We start from the raw sequence: 20,268 nt of genomic DNA on the forward strand, positions 1-20,268 counted from the left end.
TCTATATTTTTATTTCTTCGTATAAATGATAAAGCTGCAGATACTCCACAGCAGCAATTTTCTATTGGGACTCCAGCATATTATGATTCTAATATGTTGTTTGAAAAAATAATATTTTCCATCACTTGGTTATTAATGTTTTCACCAAAGATCATTTTAATCAGAACTTCACTTCCTAAAGATGAAAGCGAAATGAGTAAATCCGCATGTAGTAGCTGCATGTTTTCGTAGTTTTTGTCATCATTTACAGCAATAACACTTTTAATATTTCCACCAACAATTTCTTTCGCAGCCAACATAGAAATGGTGTTTTCAGAATCAGAGTCACCTAAAATAAATAACGCTTTTGCCTGATCTAAGTTAGCACTATTTAATGTATGTTTATTAATTTGCGCTGTGACAATAACTTGCGCATTATCTGGATAGCTCTTTTTTTGATCTTCATGACAAAGCACCATGACATCTAAGTCGCGCTTTCTTAATCCGTGGTAGGTGTTTAAAGCTAGGGGGCTTGCGCCAACAATAATATAGTGGTTTTTCATACGGAATAATCTCTTCTTAACAATTTCCTGTGTACTTTTTGCAAATACCCCTAAAAAATAAACAATAGAGGTTGTGAAAATTGTAATACCTAAAATTACAATCGAAATGGTGAACAGTCTTGCCTCAACGCTAATTGGAATAATGTCACCAAATCCCACCGTCGTCATACATACCAGAGCAAAGTAAAATGCTGATGAAATATCAGTAACATGGGGTTGAAATTGTTCGCCTAAATACAAAGTTCCAAATACAGAATAACCCAATAATACGCTTAAGCTCATGAAAGCAACAAAGCCTGCACCAGATAAGCTATGGCGATTAAATGCTTTCCAATTTGCAACAGCAATAATCAGTACTATCAGTGAAAAAGTTCCAGTCAGGACATTTTCCCTTGCTAATACCAAGTTAATTAACATAATAATAAACAGCATAAAGCAGCTAAATAACCAACCGATCCGCAGGCCTAAATATGTAGGAATAGCAAGGATAATGAGTACAACTCCAATAGCAAATCTTGGAATATCTAATAACTTAACTAATCCTAAAGATTGTAGCCAATCAACAAAACCTAGATGCTGAGGGTATAAATGAAAATCATAAGTTGAGATGATGGGGATAATAATCAATATCCCATCTACAAGTATTAATAATGAGAGCACTAAGCGTAGCATTCTCATATTTTGAATATATTTATATATTGCATTTTTTTTCATAATTGAATACCAAAAAGTTTTAGTGCAAATATTACTGCCGATGCTTAGGCATAATATCTTGATTCGGTACTAGAAATAGCCATGATGCTAGAACAAATGGCATCGTTAAGGTCGGGATACCAAATGGTTCAAGAATAATATCGAGTGCCCCTTGAACAAATACGGTAAATATCACACCAACGATGGCATAAACGACCACTCGATAGCTCGGTTTATTAAAGGTAGAACCTAAAGCAATCGCAGTTAATACAGCGCTAAATGAATATAAACCAGTATGAATACTCGAAAAGTCACCTTTTAAAAGGGTTGCAACAATAAAAGCAAGAAGAGAACCAAATACGGCAAATATCGCTGCCCATATAGAGCTAACCGCAAGACCAATGACAAAAAGAATGCCGACAATCATGCTACTGAGTAAAAATACTTCCGAGACACCACGGAAAATATCAGCAACCAGATCGCTATGAGGAATTAACCCAATGGGTTCAATAAGTTGTTTAGGTAATGCGGGGGTCGGCAATGCAACACCTTCAATACCTAAGAAATTGTAACTCGCGAGTAAAATGATCCATGATACTAAAACAAAAGGGGCTGTTAATGCTGCAACTTTCCAGTTTTTTAGAAAATCCATTAAAGAGATAGTCGCTATAACAGAAACGATACTCCCTAATACGATTGTTACCCAAACAAATGGGGTATTCTCTAAGAAAGTAGGAAGAGCAACCCCAACTAAGCAACCATTGTATCCATAAAGCCCCGAGCGCAGTGATTCAGTATCTAATTTACTAATATAAGCGGTAAGTGTAGCCACAATGGTACCTAACAAACAACCTAAAGCGACTTGCGGCATGCCTTCTAAAAACGCACCGATGAAAATGGCAATAAAAAATAGAAGTCCGGTGAGTGCGTTATTTTGAAACATAACTTGAGCACAGCCACGCAAGACGATATCAATAAATTGTATCGCTATATTTTTGCTGGCTAACTTATTCCAAGCATTCTGATTTATTATTTTTTCCATCATGAAATTCCTTGATAGGAATATCAGTAGAGAAATCATAAAAATTACTCTACTGATAATATATTAATAAATTACTTTGATAACCTAACCGGTTATTTCAGTCACTTTATGACAACCATTACTATTTTGTATTAAATGCAATAATAAACATTTAATGTAATAAACCGCATTTAACGCCATAAAAAAGGTTCTTGTAGCGAAATACCTAATATCTCTTCTCTCGCTATTTGCCAAAAATATCTGACAGCATCCTTCACTTTTGGACTATCAACCCCCAATGCTTTAAATATTAATCCACAGTCATTCGGTAATTGAGTTGCACCAAAAGCAATTTCATTTTTCGGGTCATATATCGCATCTAGACGTTCTAAAATACGCTCATGATGAATTTTAGGTGTCAGTAAAATAACATTGCCAAAAGTATCAAAGCTATCCATAACCGCTTTAAGATTTAACGGTGATTTTTTTGGCTCTAAAATGTATTTCTCAACAAATAATTCTTTATTGAACGATGATTCTGCTCGAATATGGGATGAAAAAACATCAAATCCAAACTGTTCATCTGGGTGGTGATATTTCCTGCCCGACATGAGTATTTCGGAATAAATCATTGTCGCACTTGGATGAATATTAATCCGCGTGTCAGTAATAAACCGAGAATTACGGTGAGGAATTATAGGATCGGGTAAATACTCTAAATACCCATCTTCCTCAACGATAATATTCTGGTACTGTGTGGCATAGTTGGCTTCCATCATATGAACCTTGGTCGCAGATTGCGTTGTCACATGAGCACAAGCACCTTTTTCAACTATAATATCAAGGGCTTGCCTATCACCTTGCAGTAAACTACCAGAGGTAGAGATCATAGTGACGCAGGGTAGATGGGGCATCAACTCATCCCAATACAGCGCTTTTTGCACTAAAGAAGGAACGCGACGCTCCATTTCCACCAGCTCACTACGATACTCTCCTTGAGCAAACCTTAATTTTAAGTAACCACTTTTACCAACAGCACCACTTTGCATTTGCTTCGGTTCATCTTGATATGCGGCGAGTTCAGGTGCATTGCTGCCTAAAATATGAGCTTTAACACGCGTTGGAGTATTTGCTATATCTGCCCTGAAATTCGTCATCTTTACCCCCTTGGTACTTGGTGCGTAAAGAGGAATTTATCCATGATCATATCAACCAACTCAATAACCCCTTCCCCCGTTTTACAGTTAGTCAGTATATAAGGGCGGTCGCCACGAACAATTTTGGTATCATGTTCCATCACTTCAAGACTGGCACCAACATAAGGCGCTAAGTCAATTTTGTTGATAACTAAAATATCGGCTTGAACTAAACCTGGACCATTTTTACGTGGAATTTTTTCACCTTCAGCTACATCAATAACATAGATGTAAAAGTCAGCAAGTGCAGGGCTAAAGGTTAAAGTTAAATTATCACCGCCACTTTCGATCATAATCACATCGCTATCAGGGAAGCGTTCTTCCATATCTTCAACTGCAGCAATGTTCATACTTGGGTCTTCACGTACTGCAGTGTGAGGACATGCCCCTGTTTCAACACCTAAAATTTTCTCTTCATCAAGAATGCCTTTCAAGGTGCGTTTTACTTGTTTTGCATCTTCAGTCGTCACAATGTCATTCGTGATGATTAGCGGTTTAATACCTCTTTCAATGAGGATCGGGGTGATCACTTCAATAATTGCTGTTTTTCCTGAACCTACTGGTCCACCAATTCCGATCCGAGTCATTTTTTTCATCATTTTTCCCCAAAATTTTTAGTTGTTCGTTAGTTCATAAACAAACGGACAAACGATTTAGTATGTACCGCAGCTAAGACATCAATCACAGGAACATATGAGGACATTTGCTCTATGTCACCATTAGCTGCGATGTCACAAAAAACCTTAATTTCTTCATTTAATTCAAAAAGAATATGCTGTGTTTCATAATGTGTGATACGCATTAGCCGCATCGCAGCACTCAAAATGGTCATGGCAATACCATATTGGTGCATCACAACAACATCTCTTTCCGCGATCCCTTGAACAGCCATAACAATGGCTTGTGTTACTGGCTGAGTCCCTGGAACCTCATTAGCTTTGATTTTCGCAAGCCACCCACTCACTTGTGGGTTCTCAAAAATATGGACTGAGATTTCAGCGAGTTTTTTTCCCATTCGGGTTGTCATTATGCGTGCTTCTTCATTCAATTTACGGTTATGTACCGCCCAATCAACCTTCGCTAATGTGTCGTTATCTTGAGCAATAGCAGCACGATGAGCCGCCACAATGGCGATACAATCTGAATGAGCTGCGACACTCAAAGACGTATGAACAAAAGATTTCAGCGTTTCTTTGTCGTGGACAACACCTTTTTGAATGGCGGATTCAACCCCATTTGAAAATGTAAATGCACCAATTGGTAGTGCTGAATCACCAAACTGCATAATTCTAATTAGGTCAGATGCTTCCATATCACTTTCCTTACTCATGAACACGAACGTTATTTGTGTGTATGAGTGTGCCCATGGTCATGATGGTGATCATGACTGTGATCGTGGCTGTGTGCATGATCATGACTGTGACTGTGCCCGTGGATCTGCCCTAATTCCACATGAACATGCGTATCTGTTTCCTCTGCACCACCAAATAATAAACGCGCTTCAGAGTGGCTCAATTCAGGTAAAATGCTTTCACCTTTCACAAAGGCAAATGTTTCTTCACCAAAACCATGTGTGCGCATGACCGAACCCATGACTTTTTCACTTACCGTCAGTGGTACGTAAACAAGATCACCCTTTAAAACGGCTTTCCAGTGCTGGTTACCTAATGCATGCCCTAATTCGAAACTAATACGAATATGCTCTTCAGTACTTAGGTTTTTCAGGTGGGATAAATTGACCATCATGACGTCACGTAAAGAGATCTGAACTATCGTCATTGTATTGGTTGTTTCATCAAATAGCAGAACATCACCATCCGACAACAAGACTTTTCTGTCCAGCGCAATACCTAAGTCTTGGCCTTTTTCAGTATTTTTACGACAGCGGCTTTTCTGTGCTTCTCGTTGATCAAGGATCAACGTATCAACGTCAGCATTTTTCTGGCGCGCTTGCCACACTGGGTCTTTTTTAACATTGCCAAGAATATGTTCAATAATGATCATAATATTACCTTTTATGTTAATTCTGCCTGCCACTGGCAGGCAGATAATCCAAACATGTACAATTAGCTAAAGAAATAACGTTGATTCATTGCGGCTTCGCTAATCGGCTGGCAAGTTGCATGTTCACCATTTACTTTTACAGCAAAGGTTTCAGGGTCAACTTCAATATTTGGTGTCTCACCGTTACGCACTAAATCACGCTTTCCAATCGCTCGGCAGTTATTGACAGCAACCACTTGCCGCTCAAGGTCTGCTTTTTCTTTAATGCCATCATCTAAAGCAGCTTGTGAAACGAAAGTCACACAAGTGTCGTTAACGGTTTTACCCATTGCACCAAACATTGGACGATAGAACACTGGCTGTGGTGTTGGCAGGGAAGCATTCGGATCGCCCATTGCTGCCCAGTTGATCATGCCACCTTTAATAACCAGTTTAGGTTTAGCACCAAACATACGTGGGTCCCATAATACGAGATCAGCCATTTTGCCGACCTCAATGGAGCCTAGAATATGGCTGATACCCTGAGCAATCGCTGGGTTGATGGTGATTTTTGCCACGTAACGTAGGACACGGAAGTTATCATTGCCTGGCGCATCTTCAGGCAGCTTGCCACGAGACGCTTTCATCGCGTTGGCTGTCTGAACAATACGTAACCAGTTTTCACCCACACGCCCCATCGCTTGTGAATCACTTGAGAACATCGAAATAGCGCCCATATCATGTAGCACGTTTTCTGCTGCAATGGTTTCAGGGCGAACACGGCTCTCTGCAAATGAAACATCCGACGGGATATTTGGATTCAAGTTATGACATACCATGATCATGTCAAATAACTCTGACTGGCTGTTAACACCGAACGGTAAGGTTGGGTTTGTTGAGCTTGGTAATACGTTAGGCTGGCTAACAACTTTTATAATATCAGGGGCATGTCCACCACCAGCACCTTCTGTATGGTAGGTGTGGATAGTTCTACCTTCAAAGGCTTCGATGGTGTCTTCAACATAACCACCTTCATTTAGGCTGTCTGTATGCACTGAGATTTGCACATCAAATTCATCAGCAATACGTAACGCATGGCGAATCGCATTTCCTGTTGCGCCCCAGTCTTCGTGAACTTTTAGGCCAGCAGCCCCCGCAACCAGCTGTTCTATCAGTGGTTCACGAGTATAAGAGTTGCCTTTACCTAAAATACCTACGTTAATTGGTAAACCTTCGATAGCGCGTAGCATGGAGCGCATGTTCCAAGGGCCTGCCGTTACTGTCGTACCGTTAGTTCCATCGGTTGGGCCAATACCGCCACCAAAGAAGGTTGTCACACCGTTTGATAACGCCGCATAAGCTTGTTGCGGCGAAATTAAGTGAATATGAGTATCAATACCCGCTGCCGTTAGAATTAAGTGTTCACCGGAGATAGCATCCGTTGATACCCCAACAACCATACCTGGCGTGATGTTATCTTGAATATTTGGGTTACCGCTTTTACCAACACCAACAATTTTGCCTGCTTTAATCCCCACGTCGGCTTTGATCACACCTAAACGCGCATCGACGATGGTGACGTTAGTAATCACTAAATCTAAAACACCGTTATCACTCGTGAAAGTATTATTCGCGCCCATACCATCGCGTAAAGATTTACCACCACCATAGACAGACTCCTCGCCATATCCACGTAAATCTTTTTCGATTTCAATATATAAATCGGTATCGCCTAAACGAATTTTATCGCCAACTGTTGGTCCGAATAAACCGTTGTATTCTTGTCTAGAAATTTTTGGCATGTTATTTACCTTTAACGTTAAGAAGGTGCATTGTTATTTATCATTACTGACATCTAACGCGCTTACTGTTCCTTATGCTTAAAACCACGAGCAATTGCTTTATTTAAAGCGATTGCTTTAGCAGGACGCTCAGTAGCGGCAACGTTGTCACCCGCCCAACCATCAACAAGGTTATTAAACCCATAGACACTTTGCTTTCCACCATAAGGGATCAGAGAAACTTCCACTTCATCACCTGGCTCAAAACGAATTGCCGTTGTAGAAGCAATATTTAAACGCTTACCGTAAGCCGCTGCACGGTCGAACTCTAATGCGTGGTTAACTTCAAAAAAATGAAAGTGGGAGCCAATTTGCACAGGTCTATCACCTGTATTACGAACTTTAATTTTTGTTTCAGGTTTGCCTACGTTGAACTCAATAGGCTCATCTGCAAAAATAACACCACCTAAAGGAGTCGGGGCTTTAATGCTTGTTTTTGAATTACTCATATTTCACCTCACCCTTCATTTATTTAATCGGATTGTGGACAGTTACTAAGCGAGTACCATCAGTAAAAATCGCTTCAACCTGAACATTTGGAATTAAGTCATCCACACCATCCATAACGTCTTTTTTCGTTAAAACAGTTGCCGCTTCTTTCATCACATCTTCAACGGTTTTACCATCACGTGCACCTTCAAGTGCGGTAACCGTAATAATGGCAACAGCTTCTGGGTAATTTAATTTCACACCACGCGCACGGCGTTTTTCAGCTACGTCTGCGAGTGTGTAAACCATCAATTTTTCAATTTCTCTTGGGGTTAACTGCATAACGCCTCCTCAATTGATAAAGCTTAGTATTGTTAATACTGATAAGTATTCATTTTACGAACCAATAACTCATTTTCATTTGTAAAATATAAATTGAGTTAAATATCCAATAACGACGAGTTAAATAAATAAAATCCTTCTCAATAAACATTCCAATTTAATTAATCCAAATAAGACTGGATACGTATTGGCTATTTATTAAATTCAATTTTTAAATCATATTTATTCACTGGGTCCAATTTATAAATTGTTGTTCGGGCAAAGAATTCCACAGAGATTGAAAACACTTCCCTCCTCCGCCTCGCTTTAATATTTCACTACTGAGTACTTCTTCTAAAACACCATTACGTAATAGCGCAATGCGATCAGCAAAACGCACAGCCATTGCAAGGTCGTGGGTCACCCACAAAACACCTTTACCATCAAAGCAAAGAGATTTGATATGTTGTAGAAGTTGCATCGCATGTTCATCGTCTAGCCAAGATGAAATTTCATCTGCAAGAATATATTCAGCTTGAGAGAGTGTCGCGCTACAAGCGAGTACACGTTTTGCCATTCCCCCAGAAAGCTTATTGGGATAACTATGGATTAAATCTGCTTGTAAATTATATTGTTGTAAGTGCAACGCGACGTCATGCATTTTAATATGCTGTCCACTTAATACAGCGGCACGTTCAAGTTGAGGGCCTATCTTAATGAGAGGATTTAATGCACTAATCCCTTGAGGGATATAGCACAGTGAATTACCACGATATTGCTGTTTAGATTTTTCTGTTAACTGGCATCCATTTAATACAATATCACCACGACAGCGCATATTTTCAGGTAATAGACCTAAACTACTTTGTAGTAATAAGCTTTTCCCTTCTCCGCTTCCACCTACCAATGCAACCATTTCACCTGGAGCCACATCCAATGAAATATCTTGTAAAAGCGGTGACCACTGTTTTTTGCCTAACCAGCGGAATTTCGCAACATCAATCGTAAGGTTATCAAAACTTAACATCAATCGCTCCTCAACCATAATTGTTGTACCGCTTTAGCAAACTGATCAAATAACAGCACTAACCCAACTAATGCAATGCCTGGAAACACAGCTAACCACCATGCACCTGTACTTAAGTAACGCAATGCATCTGATAGCAAAATACCTAACGATGCTTCATGTGGAGACAAACCAAAACCCAAAAAACTCAGTGCCGCACTATGTAATATCGCATGTGGAAACATTAATAATGACCCCACTAACCATTGTGAAAGGATCATCGGTAAATAGTCATATCGGCATCGGTAGAGCGCACTATTTCCAATCCGTTTCGATAACATGATGTAATCTGTTTGCTGCACTCGGAGCAATTCGGAACGTAAGATCAACGTCAACTTTGGCCAGTGTGTCAACGCAACCGCCCAAATTACCCCCACTTTGCCGCCACCTAATGTAAAGCAAATCAATATCAACAATAACAAGTGTGGCAACGCTAACAACGAATCAATACATCCACGAATAACATAATCCATCGTCTTACTAAAAGAGGATAAACTTGCCATCACTAGCGCTATCACTCCGCTCGATAATGCTGCGATGGTACCAATTTGTAAGCTGGTCGCTATTCCTTGGAATACTCTGTCCCACAAGTCTCGACCTAAATTATCAGTACCAAATAAATGAACCAACGATGGCGCTTGTCGGCGGTCGAGTAAATTCACTTCTACATCAGTTTGGGAAAGCCATGCTGCATAAGCCCCTAAAGCAAATAAGCACAATAAGGAAATAACTAACTTAATTAAGGCCTTATTTGGATTATAAGTCATGGCTCTCGGAGTACTCCTTTGTTCACGCTCTTGAGCAACCTATCAGAGATACTATTACTAAAGAAAATCACTACCGCACATAGCATCACGACCCCCATTAATAAAGGGATGTCACCCCGTAAACCCGCATCAATGGTCGCTTGCCCTAATCCTGGGTAAGCAAACACTTTTTCAGCTAGCAATGCACCACTGAGCAATTCCCCCATTGAGGCAAACTGTAAACATATTGCAGGGGTAATCGCATGTTTTACGACATGAAAGCTGATCATCGGCCATCCTTTATCCCCTTGAGCTTTTGCATAATGGATAAACTCACTGTTCATTACTTCAGCAACTTTAGAACGCGTATGCAGTGCGATATTACCAATACCTAACATCCCTAAAGCCACTACAGGTAACACAAGGTGATGCACTTTTTGTGACAATGTTGATGTTTGTTCATCTAAGCCTATCGGCCAAGCGCAACAAATTGGCGCCCACTGTAATGAAACAGCAAAAAGTGACAATAAAAGTAAACCAACCCAAAAAACAGGAATTGAAGCCAATAAATAAGATAGCGTTGAGATGATTTTATCTGGCCATCTATTTAGGTATCTCCCTGCTATCAACCCAAGTCCAAAACCAATCGCTCCAGAAAATAGCCATGCCGATAATAACAAGGCTAATGAAGGTGCTAACCTATCAGCAATCACTTGTGAAACAGGGGTGTTATAGAGCATGGAATACCCCATATCACCTTGTAATATCTGTGAAAACCAACGCCAGAACTGCATCCATAAAGGCTGATCAAGCCCCCAACGAGCTGCAATCAATGAATATTGCTCAGGGGGAACATGCATTAAATCATTACCAATGTAGGCTTTAATTGGGTCTATTGGTGAATAGCTTAGGAGAATAAAAACCCCAAATGCTGTCACCAATAATAAACAGATAAACCGCAATAAAAGCCCGATGGTTGTCCGCATTACTTGCAGGTCCAAGCCCAGTCATCTACATTATTCAACACTGACCACGAGCCGTGAATTTCAGGTGCGCCCTTTCCTAGCTCGACACAATTATTCAATAAATAAAGATGTTGTACGTTCATTAACCAAGCCCAAGCAGCATCACCTTGAATACCTGTTCCTGTTTTGCCATCCCAATCCACTTTCTGCCAAAATGGAATAGCCGCATCTTGGTCTGGTTGGCGAAGTGCCTCTTCTATCACCTTATCAACAGCTGGATTTTTATAGTAACCCGCATTATAGAACCCTACGCCAGCAGCCTTGCTGCTGTAGTTATGAACCAGTTCCATCGGGTCAAGGCTACCCCAACCAAACAATGTTGGGTTGGCATGCATATATTTTTCAACGGTTTCCCAGCTGCCTGATTTTAAATCCATTTCAATGCCAATTGGCTTTAAGCTTGCTCTCACGGCCTGAGCTAAATCACGACGAGTGCTGTCGCCGCTGGCGTACCAAAGCGTTAGTTTTGCCACTTTGCCATCTTTTTCTCTTAAGCCGTCTTTATTCAGTTTCCAGCCAGCATCATCAAGAATAGTTTTCGCTTTTTCGACATCCCCATCTTTAAATGAAGATTGAGGATTATTCCAAGGCAAGCCTTCAACGCCTGTATATGCAGGGATCGCAAAACCTTCTAACACCGCATCCGCCAATAGCTTACGGTCAATGGCGTAGTTGATCGCTTTACGGATAGCGACATCTGAAGTAATGTCATTTCCAATTGGGTCACCTGCCGCATTTTTCTCTCCCGCAGGTGGAATTGGGAAGGAAATCCCTCGGTTTTCAACACTGTGGCGCTCAATCAACTTCATTCTTTTCACATCTTTTGCATTATTCGCAACGGCTGCAGGAATACGAACAATGTCTAATTCACCACTTTGAGCTGCGGCAAAAGCGCCATCTTCATTCAAGAAGACAAAAACCATTTTATCGAAATCGTTTTTGGGCCCCGCATAAAATGGGTTTCTTTCAACAATTAATTGCTGGCCTGGCTGGAAGTTCACTAAGCGATAAGGGCCTGCCCCGATAGGATTATGTGCGTATTTTTTCGCATCATATTTATCCGCAGAAACAATCCCTAATGAACCTAATACATTAATAAAGGTACTTTGCGGAGCAGATAACGTCATTTTAACGGTAGATGGGTTAACTTCCTCTGCTTTAGCAAAGTTCCCCATATCGACTTTTCCACCACTTGCTGCGGCATTGTTATAGGTAAAAACAACATCTTTTGCGGTTAATGGGGAACCATCGGAGAATTTAAGCCCGTCTTTTAATTTTAATGTCCACTCTTTACCGTCATCTGAATGTTCATATTTTTCAAGCATGTAGCTATGCCATGATAAATCAGCTTTTTGTTTTAATAATGGACTATGCAAAAGTAAATAGCTGCCGTGGCTCCAACCTAACATTGGATCAAACCCCTCGGTTGGCTCAGAGCCTATCGCTAAGCGCAAAGTTTGCGGTTTCTGAGTATCAGTCGCAGCATTTACACTCATCGATAGCCCCATAAAAAAAATAGCCTGAATAGCTATTGCTACTTTCTTTTTCATATACCCATCCTAAATTACCAGCTGTATTTAGCAGCTATCCCAACCAGTGGTTCAAATAAACCTACCAATTAGGATAAACTGCAAGAAATAATATATTTGATAACTAATCTGCTTTTTCTCGATATGCGTCTTCATCAAATTCAACGGTATCTAAATTGTCACCAACCGCACTTTGGTCAACTCTGACTGGTGTAAATTTATTGATTATCCAAAGAATTAAGATTGTAAAAACAAAGGACCAAATACTGGTAAAGACAACTGCCACAGTTTGCTTCACAATTTGCATCCCGTTACCTTCAATTAACCCAGCAGGACCTTTCGCATTCCAAACCGTTGATGCAAACACGCCGACTAAAATAGAGCCAGTAATACCACCGACACCGTGCACACCGAATACATCTAATGCATCATCTAAATGACGCCTGACTAAGAAAACACAGGTGTAACAAACGATACTCGCAATAATCCCAATAATTGCCGCAGAACCAATTGAAACATAACCTGAGGCAGGCGTAATAGTGGCTAATCCCGCTACAGCCCCCGTTAAAAAACCAACAAGTTTAGGTTTACCTGTATGGAAACGTTCAATGATAAACCAAGTAATTGCTGCAAATGCCGCGGCAATATCGGTAGTAATAAACGCTGAAACGGTTACGGTATTGACTTGCAGTTCAGAACCCGCGTTAAAACCATACCAACCAAACCACAATAAAGCCGCGCCAAGTGCAATATAAGGAATATTGTGAGTACCATCTGACTTAATGACTCTTTTACCTACATATAATGCTGAAGCAATTGCAGCAAACCCTGCAGTTGCGTGAACGACAATACCACCCGCAAAGTCAACAACCCCCCATTTAGCAAAAATACCATCTGGGCTCCAGACCATATGAACGAATGGTGCATAGACAAATAATGTCCATAAGGTTAAAAAGATGAGATAAGCAGGGAAATTAACTCTATTTGCGAAAGCCCCTGTAATTAAGGCGGGCGTAATAATCGCAAACATCATTTGATATCCAAAATGAACCAGTATTGGCAAACCACCATCATTACCGGTATACATCGTCTGAGGATCAATGTTATTCAAGAATGCATAATAAAGTGGGTCGCCAACAATCCCATTAATTGTAGGACCGAACGATAATGAATACCCAACCGCAAACCAAATAATTGCCACCCACCCCATAGAAAAGAAACTCTGGGACATAATGGTAATAATACTTTTACGCGAAACTAATCCACCATAGAAAAAAGCAAGCCCAGGAGTCATTAGCATAACAAGACTAGTACAAAGCAGCATAAATGCTGTATTTGGGACATCCAAAACTGACAATACATTTTCCATGGATACTCCTAAATTAACATAATGATATTTAAAATTTAGAGATATTTATTACTTCATTAAATGACTAGAATGATTATCACAATTGAAATTACATTCATAATAGAGTGATCACTAAGATAATCAATAAAAAAAAACAAATTAGATAATAAAAAATAATTCATACGTTTTTTAATAATCGATAAATGATTAACCATAAATGACTAATTAACATCGAAAAATAAAAAATCATTTTAGCCAGTGAAACATTCATAATTTTCAATCAAAAACAAGGCATCTCCTTAATTAATAACAATCAGATTTAAAAACATATTTTTTACATTTTCCCGCATTCTTAATTTTAATAGGTATAAAAATAAATCCATCCTCCGAAATCATTCATCAACATTACACTTTCATTACTATTAAATTGAAAAATAGCGTAATTAATTCAGTATACTCAGTTAAAAAACAGAAACCTACACAGCACTAATCAAATAAACTGCAAAAACCATTAGCAACCATAAATACAAAAATAAAACCCCGTAAATTCCTTAAAAGAAAATAAATTACATAATATTAATTAAAAGAAACCCTACTTAATAAAAAATTCATCATGGTAATTCCAATACCTATAAAGTTAGTATGGTTTTATTACACTTATTTTTAAAAATATAAGAAGGGTTTATTTTTCTTTTCATTATTCAGTGTACTCATTTCATTTTCCACAAATGTACTTATTCTTGATATCTTAAGGTTACTTCAAGGCATAAGTGCCGCAGCCGCATTTTCTGGGGCAATATCTCATATTTTATTTAATTAACAGCATAAACACATACAGAGTGTTGAAGTTGCCAACAACACCCAATCCCATTTATCTTCTTAAGGTTTATACTTACTAGCCTCTTCATTTGCATTTTGTACATCGTGACGACCAATCACTATTTGACCATCTTCCTTGATAAATTCACTTTGTTGCTGGTTAGGCAATATATCTAACACTACCTCTGAAGGTCGACACAACTTTACGCCTAGCGGAGTGACGACAATCGGCCTATTAATCAGTAGCGGATACTGCAACATCACATCAATGAGTTGGTCATCTGTATAGCTATCTTTTTCTAAGTTTAATTGCTCATAGGGTTCAACATTTTTTCGTAGTAACGCCCTTACCGTGATTTTCATATCAGCAATAAGTTGCACTAACACATCTTTAGCCAGCGGCGTTTCTAGATAATAAATAATCGTTGGCTCAATACCACTATTGCGGATCATCACAAGCGTATTGCGTGAAGTGCCGCAGTTTGGATTGTGGTAGATAGTGATCTCATTCATGGGGCTACCTTTAATTTAACAGTGAAAGTCGAAGTACTAAAGCAACGAGTGTGACAATGAGCACAGGGATCGTCATGATAATCCCTGTTTTAAAATAGTAGCCCCATGTAATGGTCATGTTTTTTTGCGATAAAACATGCAACCACAGCAATGTAGCCAAACTACCAATCGGTGTAATTTTAGGCCCCAAATCGGCACCAATCACATTGGCATAAACCATGGCTTGCTGAATTAATCCTGTCGCTTCACTCCCTTCAATGGATAAAGCACCAATTAATACCGTTGGCATATTATTCATAATTGATGATAAAAATGCGGTAATAAACCCAGTACCCAGAGTTGCTACCCATAACCCTTTGTCTGCAAGGTAATTGAGCGCTTCAGAAAGATAATCGGTTAACCCTGCATTTCTTAAACCATAAACCACCAAGTACATACCTAAAGAGAAAATGACGATTTGCCACGGTGCACTACGTAACACTTTTTTGGTATTAATCGTATGGCCTCTGGCTGCAATCACCCAAAGAATTAAGGCGCCAATTGCCGCAATAGCGCTAACAGGAATACCTAATGGTTCTAAGACAAAAAAACCGATGAGCAACAACACCAATACCAGCCAACCTGCTCTAAACGTTGTCATGTCCTTAATGGCTAAAGTCGGTTCACTCAGTTTAGTGATATCATACTGCTTAGGAATATCTTTGCGGAAAAACCAATGCAGCATCGCTAATGTTACAATAATTGCTGCAATATCCACTGGCACCATAATCGATGCATATTCAGTAAATCCAATATTAAAGAAGTCCGCAGAAACGATATTCACGAGGTTTGAGACAATAAGTGGCAAGCTCGCTGTATCTGCAATAAAACCCGCTGCCATGACAAATGCTAATGTCGTGCCTTTGTTAAAACCAAGTGCCAGTAACATCGCAATTACAATGGGCGTTAATATCAAGGCTGCGCCATCGTTGGCAAATAAAGCAGCAACCATTGCACCAAGTAATACAATATAACTAAATAGCAGTCTTCCTTTACCCCCGCCCCACTTAGCAACATGCAATGCAGCCCATTCAAAGAAACCGCTTTCATCTAAAAGCAGGCTAATAATAATTACTGCAACAAATGTCGCAGTGGCATTCCAAACAATATTCCAAACAATCGGAATATCTTGAAAACTGATCACACCAAAGATCAGTGCCAATACCGCTCCTGCCGATGCACTCCAGCCTATACCCAACCCTTTGGGCTGCCATATAACAAACGTAATCGTCAAAACAAAAATTAATGCCGCAATAAACATAACAACCTCGTACTTATTACACTCACAACACATATGTTTTTTCATATATTTTTATTTAAAAAATTATCTTGCGCAATTACCCATCGAATGTGTTTTCGCTATAGCTGAGAGTAAGTTTGATACCCTCTTTTTTTCTGTTAAATACGTTATATCAATGATATTTTTTACCCACGGTAGTAATGCCGGAGATAATCGATAATGAACCCATTTACCATGTTTTGAATCGAGCAAAAGACCCGATTCTCTTAGCATTGCTAAGTGTCGAGAAGTCTTTGGTTGCGATAAATTTAAGGCCGTATAGATATCACAGACACATAGCTCACCAGATGCTTTCAAAAGCAACACGATATCGAGCCTTGTTTGATCACCTAAAATTTTAAACAGTTGTAGTGGTTCCATATATTCTCCTGAATGCTCTATGGGCATTCTACCCCCTAGAAACATATATGCAAAATCAAATATAATAATAAATACTAAAAAGAATTTTTAAGCTGAAGGATCGCGAGTTAATTTGAAGACCTAATTAGTCGTGTTTCTATAAAACAGTGACTAAGACTAGATTACAAAAAATATACTCGAAAAATCAAATAGTAAGCTAAATATAAAAATAGCGTTTCTACTTCCCCCGCTATTAGTTCTATATCTTGAATAGGGGTAAGTGTGTGAAAAGATCCTTTTTCATGATAAACTTACATTGAAAATATAAAGAGTTAGGTTGATTCAGACTTAGTATAAAAGTAAGCTTAAAACTGGATTTTAGTCATGAAAGAAATCAAAAAAATGTCAGATAAAGACTTTGTTGATACACTAATACAAGAATGGCTGGAAACCGTCCCTACATTGGATTTGAGTGGTTTACCCATTATCGCCCGCATAGTACGTATGAGCCATTATATCTCGCAATTTGTTGATGCGAATTTGGCCCGATACAATCTAAATGTGGGGGAGTTTGAAGTGCTAGCAGCACTTGCTAGAAACCCTGACCGTCAACTTTCCCCCAAAGAACTGCAAAAGAAAATTCTTATTTCCTCTGGTGGATTATCTAACCGAATTAATCGATTAGAAGAAAAGAAATTCATTGTTAGAATTCCAGATCCTGCTGATCGACGTGGTGTTATTGTAAAAATAACACCAGAGGGACGAAAATTGACGCTTGAAGCAGTAGAAACTCACGTAGCGATTGAAAAATCATTAATTCAAGGCTTAGATGCTGAAAATAAAGATCAACTCGCTATGCTACTGAAAAAACTTATTCAATCACAAAAATCTGAGCTCAACGAGAAAAATGGAGCTGAATAAAAAAACACCCCAAAGTTGGAGTAAACTTTAGGGTGCAGCTCACATTGAGCTATTTTCATTCTGACGTAATCATTTCAGCTAAGCTTTTTGCTGGCTCTCAGACTTTAAAACTAACCATAGACCAGCCAAAATCAAACATAATCCTATTACAGCCAGCATATTGACGTTTTCATGTGCAACAACAATCGCAAGGAAAAACGCCACAATGGGCTCAATTAAACCCAACGCCACACCTGTAGGAGCACTGATATGTTTCAATGCTTGGGTATATAACAGATAAGCCACGCCAGTTGTTAATAATCCGAGGTAAAATATCACTGCAATGCTCACCCAACTGACCGTTGGTGTTCCTGCTAATATCCAAGCAATCGGAACCGCAATAAATATAGCAATGCTAAATGTATGCTTAGTAATCGTTAATGGAGAATCAATACTGACCAATTTCTTACTCATCAATGTATAAAGTGCATAGCAAAAACCCGCACTCAAACAAATAAGTAAACCACCTGTATTAATTTGCCAACTACTACTTTGAGAAAGAACCATCCATGTTCCTCCTGCCGTTGCACAAAAAGTTCCAAGCCACCAAAGCAAAGACGGTGATTTCTTCAGAAGAATCGCCTGCATTAAGCCAGCCCAAATAGGGGCACTACCAATCGTTGTAGCCGTTCCTATTGCTATTCCAGTCGCCTTAATACCTGCAAAAAAAGTTAAGTTATATAACCCCATACAGATACCTGCGATAATGATATATCGCCAATATGTCATTGACCCCTTGGCAGAATTATCTGTTTGTTGTTGCTCATTTACGTTTAGTGCTTGGCGGTTTGTAATTCGATAAAAAAACAACAAATGAAAGAATAAACACGCAACAAGCAACCTAAATGCACCAATCCAGTAAGGTGCTGTTGCACCTTGTACAAAACTTTGAGCGGTCCCCGCAGTTCCCCATAAAAAAGCCGCACAAAGCGCCAGCGAGATCCCAATTAAAGATACTTTTTTCATCGTCATTGAATTTTTACCACCATTTCAATAAAAATATATCTTCACACTAAGATACTTAACATGAAGATACAAGGGGATTGAAATTAAAGAAGACAAAATAGTAATCATTTATGACAAAAGTCAATAATTGTACGTTTTGTGATTGATATTAAAACACCAATTATTAATATTGATATATCTTCTCGTGAAGATACTTCCAATAAAGAAATAATAATGAGAGGCAGCTATGACTGTTATAATTATCAGTGTAATAGTGTTGATACTAGCGGGTTATGCAATTGCGAAGAACTACGAGGCAAAAATTGTATTATTCACCGCAGGTATTGCGCTGATGCTCAGCGCAGCAATGTTAGGAATGCCTATTTTAGATATAAAACAAAGTACAGGGAATATCTGGCTTGACCCACTAAAACAAATACAACTAGGATTTATCAAACAATTTGGTGGCGCAGGGATCATAATCATGGTCCTATTCGGCTTTTCTTCTTATATGTCACGCATTGGTGCAAACGATGCCGCTGTTCATTTAGTTGCAAAGCCTATTTCAAAAATTCGCTCTCCTTATATTCTAGTTCCAATTGTTTTTTGGCTCGGAAACTTACTGTCGTTAGTGATCCCCAGTGCCGCGTCATTAGCCGTTATTTTAATGGCGACTCTGTACCCCATATTAAGGGCTGCAAAAATGTCATCAATGACAGCGGCGGGGATTATTGCGACCACAGCAACAATTATGCCAACACCATTAGGGGGCGATAATGTTGTTGCAGCTCGCTTACTCGGTTTTGAGCATGTTGTCGACTACGTCACTTTACATCATGCCGTTATCTCTCTCCCCGTTTTATTATTAATGGGTTTTGCCCATTATTTTTGGCAAAAGTATATGGATAAACGGCAAGGCGCATCAGCATTTACTGAAGTTGATGAAAGTAAAATCGAGGGTAATAAAGAGCTACCTCCCTCCTATTACGCCTTATTTCCGCTTGTTCCACTTATTCTAATTATCGTTTTAGGGCTGTGTTTTCGAGAAATCAAAGTAGGGCTTGTTGAAATCACACTATTCTCATTTGTGCTCGCATTTGCCACAGAACTTATTCGTAAAGGCAACCCGAAAGAACAAATGGTTCAAGCAGGACTCTTTTTTAAAGGAATGGGTGAAGGATTTTCTCAAGTCGTTGTCCTGATTGTTGCCGCAGGCACACTAGTAGCAGGTCTTAATGCTATTGGCATCATCGATATGATTTCAGGTGTTGTTAAGAACGTAAATAATGCAGGCGTTGGATTAATGTTTATTTTCTCTGGCTTAACAGCGTTAATCACCTTTATTAGCGGTAGTGGTAACGCGGTGTTCTATTCATTTATTGAATTAATTCCATCTATTGCAAATCAAGCCCATGTTGACCCGATTATGGTTGCTCTTCCAATGCAATTTACGTCTAACTTAGTCCGAGCCATCTCTCCAGTTTCTGCTGTCGTTATTATTGTCGCATCGGTTATCAAAGTGAGTCCTGTTGAAGTAGTAAAAAGAACCTCAGTACCTTTAGCGGTAGGCACGATAGCAACGTTAATTTATGCATATTTTCTGTATGCGTAGA

Annotated in this window: 20 protein-coding genes; 2 read left to right on the forward strand and 18 right to left on the reverse strand. The window is 39.2% G+C overall.

Annotated features, from left to right (window positions below; genetic code table 11):
* Positions 1 to 80: 80 nt before the first annotated feature.
* From AABS66_RS12485 to AABS66_RS12565, 17 genes are all read right to left on the reverse strand, one after another.
* Positions 81 to 1,256 carry an ion channel gene (locus AABS66_RS12485; protein ID WP_206082855.1) on the reverse strand — a complete coding sequence of 392 codons (1,176 nt, stop codon included), beginning with the start codon at positions 1,254 to 1,256 and terminating at the stop codon, positions 81 to 83.
* 31 nt (positions 1,257 to 1,287) lie between these two features.
* Positions 1,288 to 2,280, reverse strand: coding sequence for an urea transporter (gene yut / locus AABS66_RS12490; RefSeq protein WP_206082856.1), 993 nt, complete (start codon positions 2,278 to 2,280; stop codon positions 1,288 to 1,290).
* Between the two features lie 167 nt (positions 2,281 to 2,447).
* The gene (locus AABS66_RS12495) at positions 2,448 to 3,413 is read right to left on the reverse strand and encodes an urease accessory protein UreD (protein WP_206082857.1); all 966 of its coding nucleotides are present in this window, start codon (positions 3,411 to 3,413) and stop codon (positions 2,448 to 2,450) included.
* A 2-nt stretch (positions 3,414 to 3,415) separates the two neighbouring features.
* Complete coding sequence (gene ureG, locus AABS66_RS12500) at positions 3,416 to 4,048, reverse strand: urease accessory protein UreG (RefSeq protein WP_225819749.1); 633 nt, start codon at positions 4,046 to 4,048, stop codon at positions 3,416 to 3,418.
* Between the two features lie 29 nt (positions 4,049 to 4,077).
* Positions 4,078 to 4,764 carry an urease accessory protein UreF gene (locus tag AABS66_RS12505; protein ID WP_206082859.1) on the reverse strand — a complete coding sequence of 229 codons (687 nt, stop codon included), beginning with the start codon at positions 4,762 to 4,764 and terminating at the stop codon, positions 4,078 to 4,080.
* Positions 4,765 to 4,793: 29 nt separating this feature from the next.
* Positions 4,794 to 5,456 (reverse strand): urease accessory protein UreE, encoded by a 663-nt coding sequence (ureE, locus tag AABS66_RS12510; protein WP_206082860.1) that lies wholly within the window; start codon positions 5,454 to 5,456, stop codon positions 4,794 to 4,796.
* A 62-nt stretch (positions 5,457 to 5,518) separates the two neighbouring features.
* A complete protein-coding gene (locus tag AABS66_RS12515; RefSeq protein ID WP_042848772.1) occupies positions 5,519 to 7,237 on the reverse strand; it encodes an urease subunit alpha in 1,719 nt (572 codons plus the stop codon).
* A gap of 62 nt (positions 7,238 to 7,299) precedes the next feature.
* Positions 7,300 to 7,725: an urease subunit beta gene (locus tag AABS66_RS12520; protein ID WP_206082861.1), complete on the reverse strand. Its 426-nt coding sequence runs from the start codon at positions 7,723 to 7,725 to the stop codon at positions 7,300 to 7,302.
* A 19-nt stretch (positions 7,726 to 7,744) separates the two neighbouring features.
* Complete coding sequence (locus AABS66_RS12525) at positions 7,745 to 8,047, reverse strand: urease subunit gamma (RefSeq protein WP_206082862.1); 303 nt, start codon at positions 8,045 to 8,047, stop codon at positions 7,745 to 7,747.
* Positions 8,048 to 8,273: 226 nt separating this feature from the next.
* The gene (locus AABS66_RS12530; RefSeq protein WP_206082863.1) at positions 8,274 to 9,053 is read right to left on the reverse strand and encodes an ATP-binding cassette domain-containing protein; all 780 of its coding nucleotides are present in this window, start codon (positions 9,051 to 9,053) and stop codon (positions 8,274 to 8,276) included.
* A complete protein-coding gene (locus tag AABS66_RS12535) occupies positions 9,053 to 9,859 on the reverse strand; it encodes an ABC transporter permease (RefSeq protein WP_206082864.1) in 807 nt (268 codons plus the stop codon). Before AABS66_RS12535 ends, AABS66_RS12530 begins: the two co-directional genes overlap by 1 nt.
* A complete protein-coding gene (locus tag AABS66_RS12540; RefSeq protein WP_430224987.1) occupies positions 9,856 to 10,824 on the reverse strand; it encodes an ABC transporter permease in 969 nt (322 codons plus the stop codon). The genes AABS66_RS12535 and AABS66_RS12540 overlap by 4 nt, the downstream gene beginning before the upstream one ends.
* The gene (locus AABS66_RS12545) at positions 10,824 to 12,413 is read right to left on the reverse strand and encodes an ABC transporter substrate-binding protein (protein WP_430224988.1); all 1,590 of its coding nucleotides are present in this window, start codon (positions 12,411 to 12,413) and stop codon (positions 10,824 to 10,826) included. Before AABS66_RS12545 ends, AABS66_RS12540 begins: the two co-directional genes overlap by 1 nt.
* Positions 12,414 to 12,516: 103 nt before the next feature.
* Positions 12,517 to 13,761, reverse strand: coding sequence for an ammonium transporter (locus AABS66_RS12550; RefSeq protein WP_206082867.1), 1,245 nt, complete (start codon positions 13,759 to 13,761; stop codon positions 12,517 to 12,519).
* 858 nt (positions 13,762 to 14,619) lie between these two features.
* Positions 14,620 to 15,072, reverse strand: a complete 453-nt coding sequence (gene arsC, locus AABS66_RS12555; RefSeq protein ID WP_430224989.1) for a glutaredoxin-dependent arsenate reductase — start codon at positions 15,070 to 15,072, stop codon at positions 14,620 to 14,622.
* Between the two features lie 10 nt (positions 15,073 to 15,082).
* Complete coding sequence (locus tag AABS66_RS12560) at positions 15,083 to 16,372, reverse strand: arsenic transporter (RefSeq protein ID WP_206082869.1); 1,290 nt, start codon at positions 16,370 to 16,372, stop codon at positions 15,083 to 15,085.
* 63 nt (positions 16,373 to 16,435) lie between these two features.
* Positions 16,436 to 16,771 (reverse strand): metalloregulator ArsR/SmtB family transcription factor, encoded by a 336-nt coding sequence (locus AABS66_RS12565; protein ID WP_206082870.1) that lies wholly within the window; start codon positions 16,769 to 16,771, stop codon positions 16,436 to 16,438.
* Between the two features lie 363 nt (positions 16,772 to 17,134).
* On the opposite strand from AABS66_RS12565, the gene AABS66_RS12570 reads away from it, so the two are divergent.
* Positions 17,135 to 17,671, forward strand: coding sequence for a MarR family winged helix-turn-helix transcriptional regulator (locus AABS66_RS12570; protein WP_206082871.1), 537 nt, complete (start codon positions 17,135 to 17,137; stop codon positions 17,669 to 17,671).
* Positions 17,672 to 17,749: 78 nt separating this feature from the next.
* Here the strand turns inward: AABS66_RS12570 and AABS66_RS12575 are convergent, their stop codons facing one another.
* Entirely contained in the window at positions 17,750 to 18,682 is a 933-nt protein-coding gene (locus tag AABS66_RS12575; protein ID WP_430224990.1) for a DMT family transporter, read from the reverse strand.
* Positions 18,683 to 18,902: 220 nt separating this feature from the next.
* Here AABS66_RS12575 and dcuC point away from each other — a divergent pair, with 220 nt between their 5' ends.
* Complete coding sequence (gene dcuC, locus AABS66_RS12580; RefSeq protein ID WP_206082873.1) at positions 18,903 to 20,267, forward strand: C4-dicarboxylate transporter DcuC; 1,365 nt, start codon at positions 18,903 to 18,905, stop codon at positions 20,265 to 20,267.
* Position 20,268 lies beyond the last annotated feature (1 nt).

The organism is Providencia sp. SP181, from assembly GCF_050446505.1.
Taxonomy (GTDB): Bacteria; Pseudomonadota; Gammaproteobacteria; order Enterobacterales; family Enterobacteriaceae; genus Providencia; species Providencia vermicola.